The sequence below is a fragment of the Hymenobacter aranciens genome (genome assembly GCF_030580865.1).
Taxonomy (GTDB): Bacteria; Bacteroidota; Bacteroidia; order Cytophagales; family Hymenobacteraceae; genus Hymenobacter; species Hymenobacter aranciens.
The window spans coordinates 21108-40726 of sequence record NZ_JAUQSY010000016.1; the positions used below are offsets into that span (position 1 = coordinate 21108).

Annotated in this window: 21 protein-coding genes and 2 pseudogenes; 4 read left to right on the forward strand and 19 right to left on the reverse strand. The window is 58.7% G+C overall.

Features of this window, described 5'->3' with window-relative positions; all coding sequences use genetic code 11:
• Window positions 1-44 precede the first annotated feature (44 nt).
• Together Q5H93_RS19900 and Q5H93_RS19905 are read left to right on the forward strand one after the other, a co-directional pair.
• Entirely contained in the window at window positions 45-257 is a 213-nt protein-coding gene (locus tag Q5H93_RS19900) for a hypothetical protein (protein WP_305008421.1), read from the forward strand.
• Entirely contained in the window at window positions 250-705 is a 456-nt protein-coding gene (locus Q5H93_RS19905) for a hypothetical protein (RefSeq protein ID WP_305008422.1), read from the forward strand. Before Q5H93_RS19900 ends, Q5H93_RS19905 begins: the two co-directional genes overlap by 8 nt.
• A gap of 59 nt (window positions 706-764) precedes the next feature.
• On the opposite strand, the gene Q5H93_RS19910 is transcribed toward Q5H93_RS19905, so the two are convergent.
• From Q5H93_RS19910 to Q5H93_RS19960, 11 genes and pseudogenes are all read right to left on the reverse strand, one after another.
• Entirely contained in the window at window positions 765-1271 is a 507-nt protein-coding gene (locus Q5H93_RS19910) for an NADH-quinone oxidoreductase subunit J family protein (RefSeq protein WP_305008423.1), read from the reverse strand.
• 118 nt (window positions 1272-1389) lie between these two features.
• Window positions 1390-1956, reverse strand: a complete 567-nt coding sequence (locus tag Q5H93_RS19915) for a NuoI/complex I 23 kDa subunit family protein (protein ID WP_305008424.1) — start codon at window positions 1954-1956, stop codon at window positions 1390-1392.
• A 5-nt stretch (window positions 1957-1961) separates the two neighbouring features.
• The gene (nuoH, locus tag Q5H93_RS19920) at window positions 1962-3041 is read right to left on the reverse strand and encodes an NADH-quinone oxidoreductase subunit NuoH (protein ID WP_305008425.1); all 1080 of its coding nucleotides are present in this window, start codon (window positions 3039-3041) and stop codon (window positions 1962-1964) included.
• A gap of 119 nt (window positions 3042-3160) precedes the next feature.
• Window positions 3161-4177: an NADH-quinone oxidoreductase subunit G gene (locus tag Q5H93_RS19925; RefSeq protein ID WP_305008426.1), complete on the reverse strand. Its 1017-nt coding sequence runs from the start codon at window positions 4175-4177 to the stop codon at window positions 3161-3163.
• Window positions 4178-4326: 149 nt separating this feature from the next.
• Window positions 4327-5664: an NADH-quinone oxidoreductase subunit NuoF gene (gene nuoF, locus Q5H93_RS19930; protein ID WP_305008427.1), complete on the reverse strand. Its 1338-nt coding sequence runs from the start codon at window positions 5662-5664 to the stop codon at window positions 4327-4329.
• Window positions 5665-5925 carry a hypothetical protein gene (locus Q5H93_RS19935; protein WP_305008554.1) on the reverse strand — a complete coding sequence of 87 codons (261 nt, stop codon included), beginning with the start codon at window positions 5923-5925 and terminating at the stop codon, window positions 5665-5667.
• Between the two features lie 76 nt (window positions 5926-6001).
• Window positions 6002-6502: pseudogene (locus tag Q5H93_RS19940) on the reverse strand (NADH-quinone oxidoreductase subunit NuoE family protein); the annotation flags it as partial.
• Window positions 6503-6526: 24 nt separating this feature from the next.
• Entirely contained in the window at window positions 6527-7792 is a 1266-nt protein-coding gene (gene nuoD / locus Q5H93_RS19945; protein ID WP_305008428.1) for an NADH dehydrogenase (quinone) subunit D, read from the reverse strand.
• 118 nt (window positions 7793-7910) lie between these two features.
• Window positions 7911-8480: an NADH-quinone oxidoreductase subunit C gene (locus Q5H93_RS19950; RefSeq protein WP_305008429.1), complete on the reverse strand. Its 570-nt coding sequence runs from the start codon at window positions 8478-8480 to the stop codon at window positions 7911-7913.
• Between the two features lie 102 nt (window positions 8481-8582).
• Window positions 8583-9140: an NADH-quinone oxidoreductase subunit B gene (locus Q5H93_RS19955; protein ID WP_305008430.1), complete on the reverse strand. Its 558-nt coding sequence runs from the start codon at window positions 9138-9140 to the stop codon at window positions 8583-8585.
• Window positions 9141-9233: 93 nt separating this feature from the next.
• A pseudogene (locus Q5H93_RS19960) lies at window positions 9234-9614 on the reverse strand (NADH-quinone oxidoreductase subunit A); the annotation flags it as partial.
• A 129-nt stretch (window positions 9615-9743) separates the two neighbouring features.
• Here Q5H93_RS19960 and Q5H93_RS19965 point away from each other — a divergent pair.
• Window positions 9744-10370, forward strand: a complete 627-nt coding sequence (locus Q5H93_RS19965; RefSeq protein WP_305008431.1) for a Uma2 family endonuclease — start codon at window positions 9744-9746, stop codon at window positions 10368-10370.
• Window positions 10371-10427: 57 nt separating this feature from the next.
• Here Q5H93_RS19965 and pruA read toward each other — a convergent pair whose 3' ends face one another.
• From pruA to Q5H93_RS20005, 8 genes are all read right to left on the reverse strand, one after another.
• Complete coding sequence (pruA, locus tag Q5H93_RS19970) at window positions 10428-12092, reverse strand: L-glutamate gamma-semialdehyde dehydrogenase (RefSeq protein ID WP_305008432.1); 1665 nt, start codon at window positions 12090-12092, stop codon at window positions 10428-10430.
• A gap of 65 nt (window positions 12093-12157) precedes the next feature.
• Window positions 12158-12706 carry a nucleoside/nucleotide kinase family protein gene (locus Q5H93_RS19975; protein ID WP_305008433.1) on the reverse strand — a complete coding sequence of 183 codons (549 nt, stop codon included), beginning with the start codon at window positions 12704-12706 and terminating at the stop codon, window positions 12158-12160.
• 10 nt (window positions 12707-12716) lie between these two features.
• Window positions 12717-13409: a YjjG family noncanonical pyrimidine nucleotidase gene (locus tag Q5H93_RS19980; protein ID WP_305008434.1), complete on the reverse strand. Its 693-nt coding sequence runs from the start codon at window positions 13407-13409 to the stop codon at window positions 12717-12719.
• Window positions 13410-13493: 84 nt separating this feature from the next.
• Window positions 13494-14426 carry a geranylgeranylglycerol-phosphate geranylgeranyltransferase gene (locus Q5H93_RS19985; RefSeq protein WP_305008435.1) on the reverse strand — a complete coding sequence of 311 codons (933 nt, stop codon included), beginning with the start codon at window positions 14424-14426 and terminating at the stop codon, window positions 13494-13496.
• Window positions 14427-14543: 117 nt separating this feature from the next.
• Window positions 14544-14738, reverse strand: a complete 195-nt coding sequence (locus Q5H93_RS19990; RefSeq protein ID WP_305008436.1) for a cold-shock protein — start codon at window positions 14736-14738, stop codon at window positions 14544-14546.
• Window positions 14739-14858: 120 nt separating this feature from the next.
• On the reverse strand, window positions 14859-15095 hold the full coding sequence (gene iscX / locus Q5H93_RS19995; RefSeq protein ID WP_305008437.1) for a Fe-S cluster assembly protein IscX: 237 nt from the start codon (window positions 15093-15095) through the stop codon (window positions 14859-14861).
• 120 nt (window positions 15096-15215) lie between these two features.
• Window positions 15216-15545, reverse strand: a complete 330-nt coding sequence (locus Q5H93_RS20000) for a 2Fe-2S iron-sulfur cluster-binding protein (RefSeq protein ID WP_305008438.1) — start codon at window positions 15543-15545, stop codon at window positions 15216-15218.
• A gap of 61 nt (window positions 15546-15606) precedes the next feature.
• Window positions 15607-16401 carry a Rossmann-like and DUF2520 domain-containing protein gene (locus Q5H93_RS20005; protein WP_305008439.1) on the reverse strand — a complete coding sequence of 265 codons (795 nt, stop codon included), beginning with the start codon at window positions 16399-16401 and terminating at the stop codon, window positions 15607-15609.
• 241 nt (window positions 16402-16642) lie between these two features.
• Between Q5H93_RS20005 and Q5H93_RS20010 the strand changes: the two genes are divergently transcribed.
• Window positions 16643-19486 carry a T9SS-dependent choice-of-anchor J family protein gene (locus Q5H93_RS20010; protein ID WP_305008440.1) on the forward strand — a complete coding sequence of 948 codons (2844 nt, stop codon included), beginning with the start codon at window positions 16643-16645 and terminating at the stop codon, window positions 19484-19486.
• Window positions 19487-19619: the final 133 nt, after the last annotated feature.

A 19619-nucleotide genomic window follows, 5' to 3' on the forward strand; every position in this document is an offset into this window, starting at 1 on the left:
CGTTTTCTTAGCTGAAACTGTCATAAGGCCATAAATTTACGACAATGGAATTCCGTCTCGACCGCACTGCTCACCACGCCGGCACCCACGCCGAAAATGCGCAGTACCACGCCAATCATCAGCCCGCCACGATGGCCGAGCGGCTGCGGGCCGCCGCCTACCTTAACAGCGTGGCCTACGGTTACGACTTGGACAATCCGCCCCGGCTCGACCGCACCGCCTTCGCCACGCGCCAGCACATTCAGCGCAATGGGTAACCTGTTCAACCTGGATTTTCAGGATTTTCTGCGTGCCCTGCGGCTACATGAGGTGCGTTATGTACTGGTCGGCGGCTACTCGGTTATCATGCACGGCTACAGCCGTACCACTGGCGACCTTGATTTGTGGGTAGAAAAGTCGGCCGATAACTACGAGCGTCTGGTGCGAGCATTTCACAGTTTCGGTATGCCGGTGTTCGATATGACGGCCCACAATTTTCTACACAACCCGGCGATGGATGTATTTACCTTTGGTCGGCCGCCAGTTGCTATCGACATCATTACCCAGTTGAAGGGTCTGGAGTTTGCCGAGGCATTTGCTGCGGCCGCAGAAGTAGAACAGGATGGATTATTAGTTCGACTCATCCACTACCAGCATTTATTGCAGGCCAAACGGGCCGCCGGTCGGCCCCGCGACCAGAACGATTTAGAAAATCTAATTCGGTGAATAGAAAAGCGGCCCCTGATGCATCAGGAGCCGCTTCCGTTTCTCAACGAAACAAGGACTTAGAAATTCCGCTCGCCCGTCTCGCGTTTGCCCAGCATCACCGAGCCCACCATGGCCGCCAGCAGCAGGATGGAAGCCAACTCGAACGGCAGCGCGTATTGCCGGAACAGCACCATGCCCAGCCGGTCTACCATGCCGATTTGCGAATCAAACGTGGCGGGGTTCACGCCATCGGGCTGCACGTGGCGCAGCGCCGCCACCATGATGAGCAGCAGCGAGCCGCCCGCAATGGCCGCCGCAAACTTGGCCAGCGCCGGCTTGTGCGGCTCGGTGTCCTCGTTCAAATTCAGGAACATAATCACGAACAGGAACAGCACCATGATGGCCCCGGCGTAGACGATGATGTTCACCGCAGCCAAGAACTGCGCATTCAGCAGCAGGTAGTGGCCCGAAAGGGTGAAGAACGTCAGAATCAGGAACAGCACGCTGTGCACCGGGTTCTTGGCGAACACCACGCCGAGGGCGCTGAGCAGGGCTACGAAAGCGAGGAAGAGAAAGAGGGACATAGAACTGTCATTCTGAGCGCAGCGAAGAATCTTATCACGCCAGCGCCGATTGATTTAATAATACTGCTGAAGGCGGCCGTGATAAGATGCTTCCTTCGTCAGCATGACAGGCGAAAAATTACGCCAACTGCGCGCGCAGCTTCACCGCCTGCTCATCCGTGAGCTGAATGCCGCGCTTCGAGCGCGCATCCGGCGACACCGGCTCCACGAGCCGGTCCTTGCCGTAGATGAACTCGTCGCGCTCGTAGCGCGGCGGAGCCATCTTGTCGGCCTGCAGGTACACGGCTGCCTTCGGGCACGCCTCTTCGCAGAGGCCGCAGAAAATGCAGCGCAGCATATTGATTTCGTAGCTGATGGCGTATTTCTCCTCGCGGTAGAGGTTTTCTTCGCCCTTCTTGCGCTCGCCGGCTACCATCGTGATGGCTTCGGCTGGGCAGGCCACGGCGCAGAGGCCACAGGCGGTGCAGCGCTCGCGGCCGGCTTCGTCGCGCTTGAGCACGTGCAGGCCGCGGAAAACGGGGGAGAAGGGGCGCGTTTCCTCGGGGTAGCGGATAGTGGCCTTCTTCATGAAGAAGTGCCGCATCGTGATGGACAAGCCCTGGAAAATGGCCGGCAGGTAGGCCCGCTCCGCCAGCGTGAAAGGCTTCTTTTCGACTTGCTTGGCGCGGTTGCTAAGGGATTGCATAAGCTCTATTTAATCACGCCAAAGGTAATCAGCCCGCCGGTGAGCAGGATGTTGAAAATGGCTAGCGGGATGAGAATGGACCAGCCCAGGCGCATCAGCTGGTCGTAGCGGAAGCGCGGCAGCGTCCAGCGCACCCACATAAAGAAGAAGATGAAAGCGAAGATTTTACCGAACAGCGCCACCGTGCCGAGGCCGGTGATGATGTTCTGGGCCATGTCGGTACCAACGCCCTGGTTGGAAATCAGCCACTCGCGCAGCTCGTACTGGAAGGGGAAGTTGAAGCCCCCGAAGTAAAGCACGCTCATCACGGCCGAAGCCACGAAGATGTTGATGTACTCCGAGAAAAGGTAGAGGCCCAGCTTCATCGAGCTATACTCGGTATGGTAGCCGCCGATGAGCTCGGCTTCGCACTCGGGCAGGTCGAAAGGCGTGCGGTTGGTTTCGGCGAAGGCGCAGGTGCAGAAGATGATGAAGCCCAGCGGTTGCTTCACGATATTCCAGAAGTGCCACTCGCCGGCGACGGATTGTTGCAGGGTGATTTCGCGCAGGGAGAGGGTGCCCGACATCATGAGCACGGCAATCAAAGCCAAGCCCATCGCCAGCTCGTAGCTAATGTTTTGCGAGGCGGCGCGCACGGCGCCCAGCAGCGAGAACTTGTTGTTAGAAGCCCAGCCGCCAATCATCAGCCCGTACACGCCCAGCGACACGATGCCGAACACGTAGAGCATCCCGACGTTGATTTCAATGCCTTGCAGCCACACGATGGTGTCGCCGAAAGTGAGCTTGTTGCCGAAGGGAATGACGGCCGACGACATCAGGGCCGTGACCATGGCCAGGCAGGGGCCGAAGATGAATAGCGCCTTGTTGGCACCGCCGGGGAAGAATTCTTCCTTCGTAAACATCTTCACGGCATCGGCCAGCGGCTGCAGCAGGCCGTAGGGGCCGGCGCGGTCGGGCCCCACGCGGTCCTGCAGGAAGGCGGCAATCACGCGCTCGGCGTAGGTGCAGTAGGTGGCAATCAGCAGCGAAAGGCCGAATACTGCCAGAATAACGAGGCCTTGCCAGCCCAGGGTTTCGAGAGACATAATGTTGGTGTCATGCTGAGCGCCGCGAAGCATCTTATCACGTTCGCGTCGCTCGAATTACTTGTTTCTGACGAAGTAGCCGTGATAAGATGCTTCCTTCGTCAGCATGACGTTCTTATTTAACCATTAAAACCGCCCAGTTTCAGCGGCGGATTCTGTTCGAGCTCGCGCACCACGCTTTCGGGCATGTCGGCAATCACCTGCGGGTTGATAACCGGCAACTCGTAGTGGTTGGCCGAGATGACCGAGGAGCGCTCGATTTGCGCCGGACCTTCGATAGTCCAATCCGAAGTTTCCTTTTTGTCGAAGCGACACTCGTTGCAAATCCACTCCTTCACCTCGCCGTACTCGTCCTTGCGGGCGGTTACGCGCAGTACATCGGCACCTTTATACCAAAGGGTTACGTGGCCGTTGCACTTCTCGTGGCTGCAGTTGCGGTGAGCATTCACGGGCTTCGTGAACCACACGCGCGACTTGAAGCGGAAGGTTTTGTCGGTGAGGGCGCCTACCGGGCACACGTCGATAACGTTGCCGGAGAAGTCATTGTCGATAACGTTCTCTATGTAGGTGCCAATTTCGGCGGCATCGCCGCGGCCCAGCACGCCGTGCACACGGTTATCGGTAATCTGGTTGGCCGTGTACACGCAGCGGTAGCACAGGATGCAGCGCGTCATGTGCAGCTGGATGAGCGGGCCGATGTCGATTTTGTCGAACGTGCGGCGCTCTTCCTCGTAGCGGGTGGTGCTCACACCGTGCTCGAAAGCAAAGTTTTGCAGGTCGCATTCGCCGGCCTGGTCGCACACCGGGCAGTCGAGCGGGTGGTTGATGAGCAGCATTTCCACGATGCCCTTGCGCACGTCGAGCACCTGGGGGTTGGTGGTGTTTTCCACCACCATACCGTCCTGCACAGGCGTCACGCACGAGGCTACCAGCTTGGGCATCGGGCGCGGGTCCTTAGCCGAGCCGGCCGACACCTTCACCAGGCAGGCGCGGCACTTGCCGCCGCTGCCCTTCAAAGGGGTGTAGTAGCACATGGCGGGCGGCACCACGCCGCCGCCGATTTTGCGCGCCGCGTTGAGGATGGTGGTTCCGTCGGGAACCTCTACCTCAATGCCGTCGAAAGTAATTTTAGCCATTATCGTATCAGATTAAACTTTTGTCGGTCATGCAGAGCGTAGCATCTTGCGTGTGGTAGTGAATGAATTACTCTAGCAGGCGAGATGCTTGGTTGCGCCGACCTTCGGTTCACTACGTTCAGCATGACGTTCTTTTATGGCACGTTCTATTACGCTAATACGGCCGCGCCGCGATACGCCGCGCCCGGTGCCGTAGCTTCTTTCGGATTGGTCACGTGCCACTCAAACTCGTGGCGGAAGTGGCGCACCGCAGCGGCCACTGGCCAAGCCGCCGCTTCGCCCAGCGGGCAGATGGTATTGCCTTCGATTTGCTTGGCCACGCTCACCAGCAGGTCGATGTCGTGCATCGAGCCGTGGCCGTACTCCAGGCGGTGCAGTACTTTTTCCATCCAGCCGGTGCCTTCGCGGCAGGGCGAGCATTGGCCGCAGCTTTCGTGATGGTAGAAGCGGCTGAAATTCCAGGTGTTGCGCACGATGCACGTCGTTTCGTCCATCGCAATGAAGCCGCCCGAGCCCAACATGGTGCCGGTCACGAAGCCGCCGTCGCTGAGCGACTCGTAGGTCATCAGCCGGTTTTCACCGGCGGCGGTTTTCAGAATCAGGTCTTTGGGCAGAATCGGCACCGAGGAGCCGCCCGCCACCACGGCCTTCAAATCACGGCCTTTCCAGATGCCGCCGCAGTACTCGTCGGAGTAGATGAATTCCTCCACCGGCACGCCCAACTCGATTTCGTAGATACCCGGCTTGTTGAGGTGGCCGCAGGCCGAAATCAGCTTGGTGCCAGTGCTTTTGCCCACGCCGATTTTGGCGTATTCATCGCCGCCATCGTTCACGATGGGCACCACGGCGCAGATACTTTCCACATTGTTCACCACCGTGGGGCGGGCGTACAGCCCCTGCACGGCCGGGAACGGCGGCTTATTGCGCGGGTTGCCACGCTTGCCTTCCAGCGATTCCAGCAGCGCCGTTTCCTCGCCGCAGATGTAGGCCCCGCCGCCAGGATGCACGTGCAAGTCAAGGTCGTAGCCCGAGCCGAGGATATTTTTGCCCAGGTAGCCCTTGGCATACGCCTCGGCAATGGCTTTCTCCAGGATGCGCAGCACGTACAAGAGTTCACCCCGGATGTAGATGTACGAAGTGTTAGCCCCCAGTGCATAAGAGCTGGTAATCATGCCCTCAATGAGCAGGTGCGGCAGCTTGCTCATTAGCTGCCGGTCCTTGAAGGTGCCGGGCTCCGATTCGTCGGCGTTGCAAACGAGGTAGCGCGGCACGCCCTCCGGCTTGGCCAGGAAGCTCCACTTCATGCCCGTGGGGAAGCCCGCGCCGCCGCGCCCGCGCAGGCCCGACTTCTTCACTTCTTCCACCACTTCGTCGGGCGTCATTTTCAGCGCCTTCTCCACGGAGCGGTAACCGCCGTGCTGGCGGTACACGTCGAAGGTGTCGATGCCTGCAACGTTGATATGTTCGGTTAATAGCTTGCGTCCCATCTATCGGTTCTCTAGGCGTTCAAGGCGGTTTTCGATGCTGTCGAGTCGCGAGCGAGTAGCCAATCCTTCTTCTCTGAAAGCATTGATAAGCATTGTTGTATTAGCACGGTCGGCTTCCATCAGCATGTCAAAGCGTTTGTTAGTCTCCTGCTGCTGCAGGAGCATAATTTCAGCCATTCTATTGAGTGCGGATTTCATGTCGTGCATTTCAATCAGAATTTCCGAAACTACTAGTGGCAAATCCTTGTCCCGTTCGTCCATGGCTCTGGTTATTAGCGATTGAAGTCGGCAACCCCGTTTCCTCCCACGGCAAAATGGGCCGGTGCACCAAGTTACGTAACTCATTGAGCATCCCGTCTACCGCTTCCGGTGTGTCGAGCTGCTCGTAGTATTTCTCGCGCACCTGCACGATGGGGGCAAAGCCGCAGGCAGCCAGGCACTCCACTTCTTTCAGGGAGAACATACCGTCGGGCGAAGTCTGGCCTATCTTGGCGCTGGTGATGCGCTCCAAGTGCTCGGTCAGCTCGTCGGAGCCGCGCAACATGCAGGGGCCGGTGCGGCAGATTTCCAGCACATGCTTGCCCACCGGCTTGAGATTGAACATGGTGTAGAACGTCGCCACCTCGTACACCTCAATTGGCTTAATGTTCAGCGTTTCGGCTACCAGGTCCTGCACCTGCGGGCTCACCCAGCCGCCAAACTCGGCCTGGGCGATGTGCAGAATGGGCAGCAAGGCCGATTTGCTGCGGTCCTCCGGGTAGTGCGTCAGCAGGCGCTTGATTTCAGCCTGAGCGGCCGGCGAAAACTGCGGCTTGGCGGTGGCGGTCGTCGATTCCATATCAGTCAGATTCAATAGCCTAAGTTATGCGTCGAGCTCGCCCGCAATTACGTTCATCGAACTCAGCGTCAGGATGGCGTCGGACAGCGTTTCGCCTACCACCATCTCGGTGTAGGCTTGGTAATAAATAAAGCAGGGGCGGCGGAAATGCAGGCGGTAGGGCGTGCGGCCCCCGTCCGAAATCAGGTAGAAGCCCAGCTCCCCATTGCCACCCTCCACGGAGTGATATACTTCTCCGACAGGTGCTTCAATCTCACCCATGATGATTTTGAAGTGGTAAATCAGAGCCTCCATGTTCTTATACACCGCCTGTTTGGGAGGCAGATAGTAGTGCGGCGCATCGGCGTGGAAAGGGCCTTCGGGCAGGTTGTCCAACGCTTGGTTGATGATGCGCAGGCTCTGCCAGATTTCGGCATTGCGCACCAGGAAACGGTCGTAAGTGTCACCTTTGGTGCCCACCGGAATTTCAAAATCGAAATCCTCGTAGCTGGAGTAAGGGTTCATCACCCGCACGTCGTAATCGATGCCCGCCGCCCGGAGGTTAGGGCCGGTAAAACCATAATTCAAAGCTTTTTCGGCCGAGATAGCGCCCACATTCACAATGCGGTCCACGAAAATGCGATTGCGGGTCATCAGCCGCTCAAACTCCTCCATTACGGCCGGGAAGGTCTTGAGCCAATCACGCAACTTTTGCAGTGCCACAGGGGTGAAATCGCGCTCCATGCCACCCACGCGGCCCATGTTGGTGGTCAGGCGCGAGCCGCAAACCTCCTCATAGATTTCGTAGACTTTCTCGCGCTCCTGCATCACGTAGAGGAAGCCGGTGAAGGCTCCCGAGTCTACGCCCAAGATGCTGTTGCAAATCAAGTGGTCAGTGATGCGCGCCAACTCCATCATAATCACGCGCATGTATTGCGCGCGTTTGGGCACGGTCACGCCCAGCAGCTTCTCCACCGTCATGTGCCAGCCCATGTTGTTGATGGGCGACGAACAGTAGTTCATGCGGTCCGTCAGCGGCGTAATCTGGTAGAAGGGGCGGCGCTCGGCAATTTTCTCGAAAGCGCGGTGGATGTAGCCAATGGTGGGCACGCCCGACACGATGCGCTCCCCGTCCATCTGCAGGATGTTCTGGAAAATGCCGTGCGTGGCCGGGTGCGTCGGCCCCAGGTTCAGGGTCGTCAGTTCCTGGCTGAAGTCGTTGAGCAGGTGCGGCGTAACCTGGTCGTGCCGCTGGGCGGCCGCCTCCTGCTGAATTTTATGAGTGCCGGCGAGGGCGTCGTTTACTGTCATGGTAACTACGTCATGCTGAGCTTGCGAAGCATCTTATCACGTTCGCGCCGCTGGGATTTCTTATTTCTGACGAAAGCGGCCGTGATAAGATGCTTCCTTCGTCAGCATGACAAATAGATTATCGTCCAAAAAACAAATCAGTCTTGTCCTCCCGGGTACCATCCTCCAGCGGGTATTCCTTGCGCATCGGATGGTAATCCATATCCTCCACGTTCAGAATCCGAATCAAATTGGGGTGACCAGTGAAGATAACGCCGTAAAAATCATAAGCCTCCCGCTCCATCCAGTTGGCGGCGTTGTAAAGGTCGGTCAACGTCGGCACCACCGGGTCGGCGATGGGGAAGAAGATTTTGATGCGCAGCCGGATGTTATGCACCAGGCTGTGCAGCATGTAAATCATGCCCAGTTCCCGGTCCTTATGGTCTGGGTAATGGATGCCGCACATCGTGGTCAGGAAGTGGAATTTAAATTCCTGGTCCTGCTGCAGGCCCGCCACGATGTCGTGAATCCGTTCGCGGGTAGTCGTCACCGTGAGCATACCGTAGGGCTCGTGCACGTCGGTGAAGGCCGTGTGGCCAAACAGGCGGTGCAGCAGGTCCAGAATCTTGGCGTTCTGGGCCTTTATCGGGTCTTCGGCCACGGCCGCTTCCTGGGCGGCCGGCGATTCTTCTTTGGTGGGGTCAGCCATTCGTTTAGCTGTTAGCTAGTAGCTGTTAGCTGTTAGCTTTTCAACTGAGCAACTCCCCCAAAAGGGAGCTAACAGCTAACAGCTACTAGCTAACAGCCAGAATTATTTGATATTATACGACGCCAGCAGCGCCTGATACTCGGGCGAGTTGCGGCGACGCATCGATTCGTTTTTGGCGAGGTCCTGCACGCGCATCAGGCCGTCGAGCACTTGCTCGGGGCGGGGCGGGCAGCCGGGCACATACACATCGACCGGGATGATGCGGTCGATGCCCTGTAGCACCGAATAGGTATCGAAAATACCGCCCGACGAAGCGCAGGCACCCATTGCCAGCACCCAGCGGGGCTCGGCCATCTGCTCGTACACCTGCTTCACGATGGGGGCCATCTTCTTGGCAATGGTGCCCATCACCATCAACAAATCGGCCTGGCGGGGCGAGAAGCTGGGGCGCTCCGAGCCGAAGCGGGAGATATCGTAGTGCGAGCCCATGGTAGCCATGAACTCGATACCGCAGCAGGAGGTGGCGAAGGGCAAGGGCCAGAGAGAGTTGGCGCGGGCAATGCCCACCACTTTCTCCAGCGAGGTGGCGAAGAAGCCAGCGCCTTCCACGCCATCGGGCGCGTCCACGGTTTTGATTTCAGGAACTCTATTATCAGCCATAGTAGTAGCGAATTAAGCAGCTTCGGCCACGGGAGCCGGCCGGTTTTCCAACAACGGCTTCGGCGCGAAAGTTTGGCGGGCGGGCTCTTCGTTCCAGCGCAGAATGCCCTTTTTGAGCACGTAGCCGAAGCCGGCCAGTAGCAGCGCCATGAAGAGCAACATCTCGACGAAGCCCGCCGTGCCCAGCTGGCGGAAATTTACCGCCCAGGGATACATGAAAATAACCTCGACATCGAACAGCACGAACAGGATGGCCGTGAGAAAGTACTTCACCGAAATCGGGGTACGGGCGTTGCCCACCGACTCGATGCCGCACTCGAAAGCCTCATCCTTCACCCGCGACTTGCGGCGCGGACCGATGAGGTGGGAGGCAATCATGGAAAAGGCTACGAAGGCCAGCGCCAATCCGAACTGGATGACGATGGGCAGGTAGTCGGAGGGCTGGTAATTGGCAGCAGGAACAGCTAGTAACATAGCAGTCAGGTTAGTGGCGAACGCGCCTACGGGCGCTGAAGGGCAAAGGTAGCGCCTACGGGCTTGGGGTGCAATTCGAGGGCGCTTTTGGAGCCTTTACGAGTATCTTTGATTGAAAAGCCACAACGTATGGAACAGCTAGGAGCCCAGTCGCGCCACTATACAGTGGAGGAATACTTTGCACTGGAAGCGCAGAGTGAGGACAAGCATGAGTTTTTTAATGGCGAAGTCTTTGCCATGGCCGGTGCCAGCATTCCGCACAATGCGCTGGCAGGTAATTGCTTTGCGGCATTCAAACTGGCTTTGCGTGGCCGCCCGTGCAAAGTAGTGATAGAAGCGGTGCAGTTAGCAGTGCAGGAAGGCCGCCACTACACTTACCCGGATGTGATGGTAAGCTGCGACCCGGCCGACCGGCAGGCCGACCTGACTATGCGGGCCCCGGTGCTACTGGTCGAAGTGCTGTCGCCGTCCACGGCAGAATACGACCGCGGTAAAAAATTTAATCAGTACAAGCAGTTGCCGTCGTTGCAGCATTACCTGTTGGTGTCGCAAACGTCTTGGCTGGTAGAATGGTATCGGCGAGAGGTAGGAGATATCTGGAGCTTCACACCACTGGTGGAAGCGGAGGATACCCTGCTTATTCCGGACTTGAATATCAACCTGACCGTAGCCGAGATTTATGAGGATACCAACATTGCTCCGTTGCGCATCATATCGCACGAGCCAATGATTCCTTACGGCAGCAGTTTAATCTGACAATAAAAAGCCGAGTCTGTTTCAGGCTCGGCTTTTTATTGTCAGGGCTTTAGGCTTTTATAGCCCTTTGTCACGGTTCAAGTCCTCCTTCGGCTCGGAGCCCAGGAAGGGGTAGCGGTAATCCGTGACGGGCACGAAAGTTTCCTTGATGGCGCGGGGCGACACCCAGCGGAGCAGGTTGAGGATGGAGCCAGCCTTGTCGTTGGTGCCGGAGGCACGGGCACCGCCGAAGGGCTGCTGGCCGACCACGGCACCGGTGGGCTTGTCGTTGATGTAGAAGTTGCCGGCGGCGTGCACCAGCTTCTTCGAGGCCAGGTCGATGGCGTAGCGGTCCTGCGAGAAGATGGCGCCGGTGAGGGCGTAGGGCGACGTCGAGTCTACCAGTTCCAGGGTTTCTTCGAATTTGTCGGCGTCGTAGACGTAAACCGTCACAACGGGGCCGAACAATTCGTCGCACATCGTGATGTATTTCGGGTCTTTGGCGAGGATGACGGTGGGCTCGATGAAGTAGCCTTTCGACTTGTCGTAACTGCCGCCGGCGATGATTTCGGCGTTGGGGTCGGCCTTGGCGCCGTCGATGTACTTGGCGAGCTTGTCGAAGGAAACTTCGCTGATGACGGCGTTGATGAAGTTGCCGAAATCTTCCACGTCTCCCATTTTGAAGGAGGCGAGGTCTTCCTTCACGTAACCGAGAATTTCATCGGCGAGGTTGGAAGGCAGGTACACGCGCGAGGCGGCCGAGCATTTCTGGCCTTGGTACTCAAACGCGCCGCGGCTGATGCCCACGGCCACGGCTTTGGCGTGGGCCGAGGGGTGGGCGAGGATGAAGTCCTTGCCGCCGGTTTCGCCCACGATGCGGGGGTAGGATTTGTAGCGGTGGATGTTCTGACCGATTTCCTGCCAGATGGTCTGGAAAACTTTGGTGGAACCGGTGAAGTGGATGCCGGCGAAGTCGGGATGCTTAAACACGACGTCGCCCACCACGGGGCCGTCGGCGTAAATCAGGTTGATGACGCCAGCGGGCACGCCGGCTTCCTCGAACAACTCCATCAGCACCTGGGCCGAGTAAACCTGGGTGTCGGCGGGTTTCCAGACCACCACGTTGCCCATCATGGCTACCGACGAGGGCAGGTTGGCGGCGATGGACGTGAAGTTGAAGGGCGTGAGGGCGAATACGAAGCCTTCCAGCGGGCGCTGCTCCAGGCGGTTCCACATGCCGGGCAGGCTCTCGGGCTGCTGCTCGTACACCTGGCGCATGAAGTGCACGTTGAAGCGGAAGAAGTCAATAAGCTCGCAGGCGGCGTCGATTTCGGCCTGGAAGGCGTTTTTGCTCTGGGCCAGCATGGTGGCCGCGTTAATGCGGGCGCGGTAGGGGCCGGCCAGCAGGTCGGCGGCCTTCAGGAAAATGGAGGCGCGGTGCTCCCAGGGCATTTCGGCCCAGGCGGTGCGGGCGGCCAAGGCGGCCTCAATGGCTTGATTTACATGGCTGGCATCGCCGTAGTGGAAGTGGCCGATGGTGCGCTGGTGGTCGTGCGGTGGGCTGATGCGCTTGAGGTTGCCGGTGCGCACCTGCTGTCCGCCGATGTGCATGGGGATATCCGCCTCGGTTCCGTGCAGGCTTTTGAGCTGCTGCTGGAGTTCCTGCCGCTCCTTGGAGCCGGGCGCGTAGCCTTTGACGGGTTCGTTAATCGGGGTCGGGACGTTGAAAAAGCCGTTAGCCATGGGAATAGGTTAGGAGGGAATGGGGGTGTGAGGGTGGGAGGGACAAAGGTAGAAACGGCGCCGGGCTAGAGCCGCTGCAGCAGCGCCTGCACCTGCCAGCGCAGGTCGGCCAGGGAGCCGGTATTGTGCAGCACCATATCGTAGTGCGCGTAATCGTCGAGGGCGATTTCGCTGGGGTGATTGTCGTCGCGGGTGCCGTCGCCGCGCTGGCGGAGCGGGTCGCCTTCGAGGCGCAGCATGAGGCCGCCGCGGGCGCGGATGGGGTCGGCTTCGCCGGGAAAGCGCACGTCGGGCACCAGCACGAAGGCCTCGGGTGGCAGCTGCGCGAAGAAGGCATCGACCCAGATGTTGGGTTCCCACACGCGCAGGGCCTGGCCCACCTGCTGGAGCATTTCGCCCCGGGTGCGGCCGAAGATGGGCAGCAGCTCGGCCTTGCCGCGCTGGGTGTAGTAGGGCTCGGTGGTTTCACCGGCCAAGCTGGCGCACACCGACTTAATGGCGTCACCGAAGGAACGGATTTGCCAGTCGCGCTCCGGCTGAAACTGACGCAACAGGCGGGCTACGGTGTCTTTGCCGCTGCCGCGCTTGCCAGCGAGGCCGATTAGTCGTACCATCTTTAAGGCTTTAGAGGATGTTCTTTAGCTCGCTCAAACAGCTGATTTCATAGGTGGTTTCGGCAAAGTGCCGCCGCCGGTCCACGTTGAAATACACTTGGTCGATACCCGCATTATAGGCGCCCAGCACGTCGCATTCGAGGTTGTCGCCAATCATGAGGCTGGTTTCGGCGCTGGCGCCCGTCAACTGCAGAGCGTGGGCAAACATGCGTGGGTCGGGCTTGAGGAAGCCGCTGCACTCGGAGGTAATGGTTTCGCCGAAGTAGTCCGTGAGGCCCGATGAGGCTAGCTTAATGTATTGAATATCCTTGAACCCATTGGTGATGAGGTGCATCTCGTACTTCGGTCGCAGATAATCGAGCACCTCGAACGTGAATGGAAAAACGGCCGCCTTTTGCGGCAGAATGTCGGTGAACTGCCGGGAGATTTCGGCTGGAATTTCAGCTTCGGGCACGCCCAGCTTGGTGAGCGTGCGCACGAAACGGATGTCACGCAGTTGCTGCTGACTCAGCTTGCCATTCTGGTACAGGCGCCAGAGGGCATGGTTTACCTCGCTGTAGCGTTCGATAAACCGCTCAACCGAAAAATCATAACGCCCTAACTGATGCAGGTCGAACAGCGTGCGCAGCGTCTCGTCGGCGTTTTTCTCAAAATCCCACAGCGTGTGGTCTAGGTCGAAGAATAAGTGGCGGTAGGTTTTCAAGGACGGTTAAAAGTTGAGAGTTATCAGTTAAAAGTCGGGAAGCAAAAGGAGGGTTTAACTCATAACTCTCAATTTTTAGCTTCGTTACAGATTGCCAGCCAGCAGCATGCTCAGCACGCCCGCCAGCATAATGCCTTTGCACCAGGCGCTAAGCTGCCGGAAATGCCGCCGCCGGTCGGCTTTGAACATTAGGTAGCCCAACTGCGCCATTGGCCCCAGCACCAGCACAAGCAGCCACAGTGCCAGCAGCCAGTGCGCGCCCAGCAGCAGCCGGACCACCGCCACGGTCACCAGCAGCGCCAAGCTGCCCAGAAACACGCCCGTCACCCATTTGGTGCGGGCCATGCCCCACACCAGCGGCAGGGTGCGGCAGCCGTGCTGGGCGTCGCCGCGCATATCCTCCACGTCCTTCACGATTTCGCGCACCATCGTGAGCAAGAAGGCAGCTAGAGCATAAGGCCACACGATGCTGGTGCTGTCGTGGCGGGCTAGCTGCAATTGAAGCTCGGGCAGTAAAACCAGCGCGGCCGTGAGGGTGGCGATGCTGGCGTTACCAGCCAGCGCAATGCGTTTGAAGCGAGCGGAATACCCCCACAGCAGTAGCGCCGACCCGAGCGTAACCACGCCCAGCATCGGATGCAGCCAACCCGCTAGCAGCACCCCAACACCGCTCATTACCAGGTGCGCCAGCATGGCCTTGCGGCGGCGCAGCACCCGGCCCACCACCAGCCGGTCGGGCCGGTTGATGGCGTCGATTTTAACGTCGTAATAGTCGTTGATGATGTAGCCGGCGGCCGCCACCAGCAGCGCCGACAGCACCAATGCGCCAAACCGCCAATTCAGCAGCGACTCGCGTAGCGGCACTGCGGGCAGCAGCAGGCCCACGCGCACCAGCACCATGCACAGCAGCATCATGGCCAGGTTGGGCCAGCGCACCAGGCCGGGCAGGGCCCGCACCAGGCCGCCGCGCTTGTCGGGCGCAGGGGGCAGGGTGGCAGACGGCGGCAAACTGGACATGGCGGCAGGAAGCTGGTGCCGCAAAGGTCGGACAAAGTGCGGGGCCGACTGCGCCAGCCACAAAAAAAGCCTTCCCGAAGGAAGGCTTATCGTCTTTCGTAGAAGAGTGTGCCAGCGTTAAATCTTGCGCACGTTCACGGCATTGATGCCCTTGCGGCCTTCCTGCGTTTCAAACTCTACCCGGTCGTTTTGCTGAATGTCCAGGCCATTAAGGCCGGTTACGTGCACGAAAAAGTCTTCTTTAGTCGTCTCGTCGGTGATGAAGCCATAACCTTTGGCTTCGTTGTAAAATTTAACAGTTCCCGTTTTCATGGAAAGAAAGGAAAAAAATGAACGGCCGGGTAAAGGGTAGCCAGAAAAACCTGCGGCGGCACTCGCGTACCGCCGTGGGGCTGCTTTACGGGCCGTCGGGCCGAAATGTTCAGCGCCGCGCTATTGATTATCGCGCCATTCGTACACCCACTTAGCCTGAATTTGCTCCAGGTGGCCTTCGGTGGCCTGCTCGCGGGTGCCCTCAAAATTGGGCAGCGTGAGTATCCACTCCAGCAAATCGGTGAAGCGGATACGGTAGATTTTGGCCTCGGTGAAGTCGTCGCCGAACTTCTCGTATAGGGCCATGGCAACGTCTTCGTGGTCGGCCCACTTGATGGGCGGCTCGAAATGGTTCATGGGGTGGAGTTATGAATTATAAGTTATGAATTATGAGTTGACAAAAAGCTGATTTATGGCTTGAGTAGCTGGCTGCCCAACACTACTAAAACTCATAATTCTTGACTCATAACTCCCGGCCTAATGGCCGAGGAAGTCCTGTTTGGGAATCGTGACCGCCACCTGCATACCGGCATTGAGTACGCACTGGCAGGCGAGGCGGGAGTTGAGGCGCGGGTTCACGGCGCGGTCGATGAAGTCTTCTTCCTTGTCGCTGATTTCGGGCAGGTCGTCGCCGCCCTTGTCGATGTAGACGTGGCAGGTGCTGCAGCCGCACACGCCGCCGCAGTTGTGCTGGAGCTGAATGCCGTTGTTGAGGGCCACGTCGAGCACCGATTCGCCGGCGGCCGCTACGTGGGTCTGGGCCGGCTGCCCGTCGCTAAACTGGAAGGTGATGGTGGTGGCAGACAAAATACTAACTAAAAGATTCGCAAAAATTGAAGGTGCAAAGGTAACCCTCCCGCTTCCGGCATCAAAGCTGCGCCTGAATGCTGGCCGTGAGCTGCGCATACAAGGCCTGCCAGGCCGGGTGCGCCACCAGCGCCGTGTGGTGGGCCGCCAGCGTGGGCGCATCGTGTCGCACGGCCGGCCCGGTTTGCACCGTGAAGGGCGGGTTAGCGAGAGCTTTGGCTACTGTTTCGCGCACCAGCGGGGCCAGCAGCGTAGCTGGTAAACCAGCCTCATTCAAGAGGGTATCGGCAATGCCCAACAGGTGGTTGGTGAAATTGTTGGCAAACACGGCGGCTACGTGCAATTGTAGCCGCGGCCCTGAGGCCAGCGGAAATACGTGCCGGCTAAGGCTCTGCGCCAAGGCGAGCAGCGTCGCCTCGCCCGCCACATCAGCAGCTTCGATGCCGAGCGGTACTGTGGGCCAGTCGATAGCGCGGCCGGGACTGAAGGTTTGCAGCGGGTAGAACACGCCGCCGCGCACGGCAGGCTGCTGCGCGAAAATACTGAGCGGCAGGGCGCCGGCCGTGTGGGCTACCAGGGCGCCGGCGGGCCAGCGCAACGCGGCCAGAGCAGGAGTCACGGCCGCATCGGTGAGGGCCAGCAAATACACATCGGCGGGCGGGAGCAAGGCGTCGGGAGCAGCCAGCGTTTCGGCGGCGGGCAGGCGGGCGGCTAGCGCCTCGGCACCGGCCAGCGTGCGGCTCCACACAAAAGGAATGTGGTGGCCGGCGGCCACCAGTGCCGGGGCCAGCTGCGTGGCGACGCGGCCGCTGCCCACCAGGCCCACACGCAACGGAAAGGTGGAAAAATTGGTCATTGCGCAAATTTCGGTGAAGAAAACCAGCCTGCTTTCGGAGCGTATTGGTCGGTAAAATGGCCGGGATGGTCGGTCTTTAGGCAGTACCGCTGGGGGGCATCGGCCGTCCGTTTAGCGGAAATTTAGCATCTTAGTCCTTTCAAAGCCAGATTCGGCCCAGTTAACCACTAGCTGCTGGTGCTGGTTTGGGAGCATAACGTTCACAATTCTCTCCACTTTCTAACCCCATTTTTTTTACCACATGACAAACTCCTACAATCGGGCGGGCCTTACGACGCCCCGCTTGAGGAACCTCGCGCTGCTGGCCTTGCTGGCTGGCGGCACCGGGGCTGCCTACGGCCAAGCTCTGCCGTACACGGCTCCTAACGTAACCAACCGGGCCGGTACCTACACCGACCTGGGTACCACCGGCACCGTGATTACCACGGCAAACTTCGATGACGCCAACTCGGCGGCACAGAGCTTCGGGTTCAACTTCGTGTATAACGGCGCGACGTATACCGACTTCGTGCTCAATACCAACGGTTTCATCAAGCTGGGGACGGCTGCTCCGGTGGCTCCGTTCTTCTCGTCCTTCGCGCAGGATGTAGCTACGGGTGGCCCGCTGAATTCGGCCGAAACCAACGTTATTCTGCCCTTCAATACCGACCTGGAAGCTGGTTCTAGCACCCCGGAATACCGCATGTCGGTGAGTGGCACAGCTCCAGGCCGCGTGCTGACTATTCAGTGGAAAAACGTGAGCGACAAAGCTCGGCCTGCCGCTTCGGGTGCTGCCAACATCGACAAGCAGTACGCCAACTTCAGCTTCCAGGTGAAGCTGTACGAAACCACCAGCCAGATTGACTTCGTGTACGGTACTGCTACGCCAGCTACCACTACCGTTAATAATGCCAATTTTGTGACGGTAGGTATCAAGGGCTCCGGTACGGCTACCAACCAGGCAATCACGGCCATTAAGCCTTCAAACGTTCCTTGGAACCAAACGACTTTCCAGCAAGGTCCCTACTTGGCAGAATCGAACGGTGTGAACATCCGCCGCGCTCCGATTCTGACTGGCGGCCAAGTTGTGCCTGACCCGGGCCGCACGTTCAGCTTCAACATTCCGGTGCCTACCGATGCTGCCACCAGTATAGTGTATGGCTACAACAAACTGGTGGTAACCGCTGGTCAACCGGCTACCATTCAGGCCCGAATTCGCAATGCTGGCACGTCTGCACTGAACAACGTGACGGCTACACTAACCGTGAGCGGTGCCAATACTTTCACGGCTGCCCCGCAAGTGGTAGGCTCGCTGGCAGTTGGGGCTACAGCGGTAGTAGTATTTACGGGCGTAGAGGTTCCTAACCAAGGGAACAATACCGTAACGGTGACTACTTCGATAGCTGGCGACGGTAACCCGACCAACGATGCGGCCAGCATGATTATGGTGACCGACCCGACCACGACGTCGTTCATTACCCCCAATGAGCCGTCGCTGTCGTCTTTTGGTGGCGCACCTACTATCACGAGGTATTTCGCCGCAAAAATCAATTTCGTCACCCCGCGCGATATCACGGCAGTAAATGCCTACATTGGCGATGCTGACCCCAACCCCCCGACGAACTCGCAGCGTAGTACGGTAGGCGAAACGCTCTACGGAGTGGTATTGGATGCCACTACTGGTGCACTGCTGGGCCGCTCGGCCAACTTTGTAGTGACGGCTGCCGATGTAGAAACCGTACATACTTTCCAGATGACGGCTCCGGTATCGGCACCGGTTGGCGATGTGCTGATTGGCATGGTACATGTCACTTCGACCAACCCCAGCACCGCGAGCGTTTTCCCGATGGGGGTGCAATCCGAAAACCCGAACCGCCCGGATACTTTCTACGGTGGGCAGATTGTCAATGGTGTGCCTAGCACTCCGCAAATTGCGCTAAACACGACGACTGCTCCTAACCCGACGAACGTTTATAAGTATATGCTGGAGGCCGTAACCACGTCTCCTGCTACGTGCCCGACGCCGAATAGCATCACCTCAACTGCTACACCCAACTCGGCTACCTTCACCTTTAATGGTCCGGCCAACGCTTCGGGCTACGAACTGGTGTATGGACCTACGGGCTTCAACCCCGCTACGGCTGGTACTACTTCGCCCGCCTTCACGACCTCGCCTTACACGCTGACTGGTCTGACCGGCGCTACCTGCTACGACGTATATATGCGCACCATTTGTGGTGCTACCGACCGTAGCGCTCTGGCTGGTCCCATTGCAGTGTGCACGCCCTGCACGCCGCCCATCATCACCACTTATCCTTACACGCAGGATTTCAACACGATTACCGTTGGCCAGTCGCTGCCCTGCGGCATCACCGTGGCTGACGTGAACAACGATGATAATACCTGGGAGCCTCGTGCTACTGTTCCGACTCAGGGTAACCCTAACCTGCCCATCGGTAATGGTGGCACTGGTAATGCAATGGTGTATTTCTTCAATGAAGACGGCGTTACGGGTGCCAATGATTGGTTCTTCTCGCCGGCAATGCTAATGACGGCAGGCCGTGCTTACCGCGTAGGCTTCTCCCTGCGTTCGGCTGGTGGTACGACTTATCTCGAGGGCCTCGAAGTGAAGTATGGCGCGGCTGCTACGCCTGCTGGTCAGACTACTACCATCTATACCAACACGGCTATTAGCAATCCGGCTTACGCTGCTGCTACGGGTGTGACTGATATCACGCCGGCCACTACGGGCACGTACTACATTGGTTTCCATGCTACCAGCGCCGCCGATAAGTTCTTCCTGGCCGTTGACGACCTGACGGTAACGCAGGTGCTGTCCTCGTCGGCCGCCCTCACCCGCGCCCTGACTGTGTACCCGAACCCCTCGGCTTCGGGTCAGTTCAACCTGGAAGTGCGTGGCGCCAATGCTACGCAAGGCCTGAACGTGGAAGTAACCAACATGCTGGGTCAGACCGTGTACACGGGCAAAGCCAAGGATAACTTCACCAACTCGCTCAACTTGACTTCGCTGGCTTCGGGTATCTACACCCTGAAAGTGAAGAACGGCAACGAGTACTCGGTGCAGCAAATCTCCATTGTGAAATAAAGCTCCGGCCGCATTTCGCAAGCCAAAAGGGCCGCCCATTGGGCGGCCCTTTTTTGTGTTGCTGGTTGCTGTAAGCTTTTTACCTGACTACGGCTCGTACAGATAGGGGCAGGGCCTGTTTACGCTCACATGC

Coding starts and splice junctions, on each gene's coding strand:
- iscX (WP_305008437.1), bottom strand. CDS start 15,095: ATGAACCATTTCGAGCCGCCCATCAAGTGGGCCGACCACGAAGACGTT.
- nuoF (WP_305008427.1), bottom strand. CDS start 5,664: ATGGGACGCAAGCTATTAACCGAACATATCAACGTTGCAGGCATCGAC.
- Q5H93_RS20010 (WP_305008440.1), top strand. CDS start 16,643: ATGACAAACTCCTACAATCGGGCGGGCCTTACGACGCCCCGCTTGAGG.
- Q5H93_RS19975 (WP_305008433.1), bottom strand. CDS start 12,706: ATGGTACGACTAATCGGCCTCGCTGGCAAGCGCGGCAGCGGCAAAGAC.
- Q5H93_RS19900 (WP_305008421.1), top strand. CDS start 45: ATGGAATTCCGTCTCGACCGCACTGCTCACCACGCCGGCACCCACGCC.
- Q5H93_RS19935 (WP_305008554.1), bottom strand. CDS start 5,925: ATGGACGAACGGGACAAGGATTTGCCACTAGTAGTTTCGGAAATTCTG.
- Q5H93_RS20005 (WP_305008439.1), bottom strand. CDS start 16,401: ATGACCAATTTTTCCACCTTTCCGTTGCGTGTGGGCCTGGTGGGCAGC.
- Q5H93_RS19910 (WP_305008423.1), bottom strand. CDS start 1,271: ATGTCCCTCTTTCTCTTCCTCGCTTTCGTAGCCCTGCTCAGCGCCCTC.
- Q5H93_RS19905 (WP_305008422.1), top strand. CDS start 250: ATGGGTAACCTGTTCAACCTGGATTTTCAGGATTTTCTGCGTGCCCTG.
- nuoH (WP_305008425.1), bottom strand. CDS start 3,041: ATGTCTCTCGAAACCCTGGGCTGGCAAGGCCTCGTTATTCTGGCAGTA.
- Q5H93_RS19965 (WP_305008431.1), top strand. CDS start 9,744: ATGGAACAGCTAGGAGCCCAGTCGCGCCACTATACAGTGGAGGAATAC.
- Q5H93_RS19990 (WP_305008436.1), bottom strand. CDS start 14,738: ATGAAAACGGGAACTGTTAAATTTTACAACGAAGCCAAAGGTTATGGC.
- Q5H93_RS19925 (WP_305008426.1), bottom strand. CDS start 4,177: ATGGCTAAAATTACTTTCGACGGCATTGAGGTAGAGGTTCCCGACGGA.
- Q5H93_RS19985 (WP_305008435.1), bottom strand. CDS start 14,426: ATGTCCAGTTTGCCGCCGTCTGCCACCCTGCCCCCTGCGCCCGACAAG.
- pruA (WP_305008432.1), bottom strand. CDS start 12,092: ATGGCTAACGGCTTTTTCAACGTCCCGACCCCGATTAACGAACCCGTC.
- Q5H93_RS19915 (WP_305008424.1), bottom strand. CDS start 1,956: ATGCAATCCCTTAGCAACCGCGCCAAGCAAGTCGAAAAGAAGCCTTTC.
- Q5H93_RS19955 (WP_305008430.1), bottom strand. CDS start 9,140: ATGGCTGATAATAGAGTTCCTGAAATCAAAACCGTGGACGCGCCCGAT.
- nuoD (WP_305008428.1), bottom strand. CDS start 7,792: ATGACAGTAAACGACGCCCTCGCCGGCACTCATAAAATTCAGCAGGAG.
- Q5H93_RS19950 (WP_305008429.1), bottom strand. CDS start 8,480: ATGGCTGACCCCACCAAAGAAGAATCGCCGGCCGCCCAGGAAGCGGCC.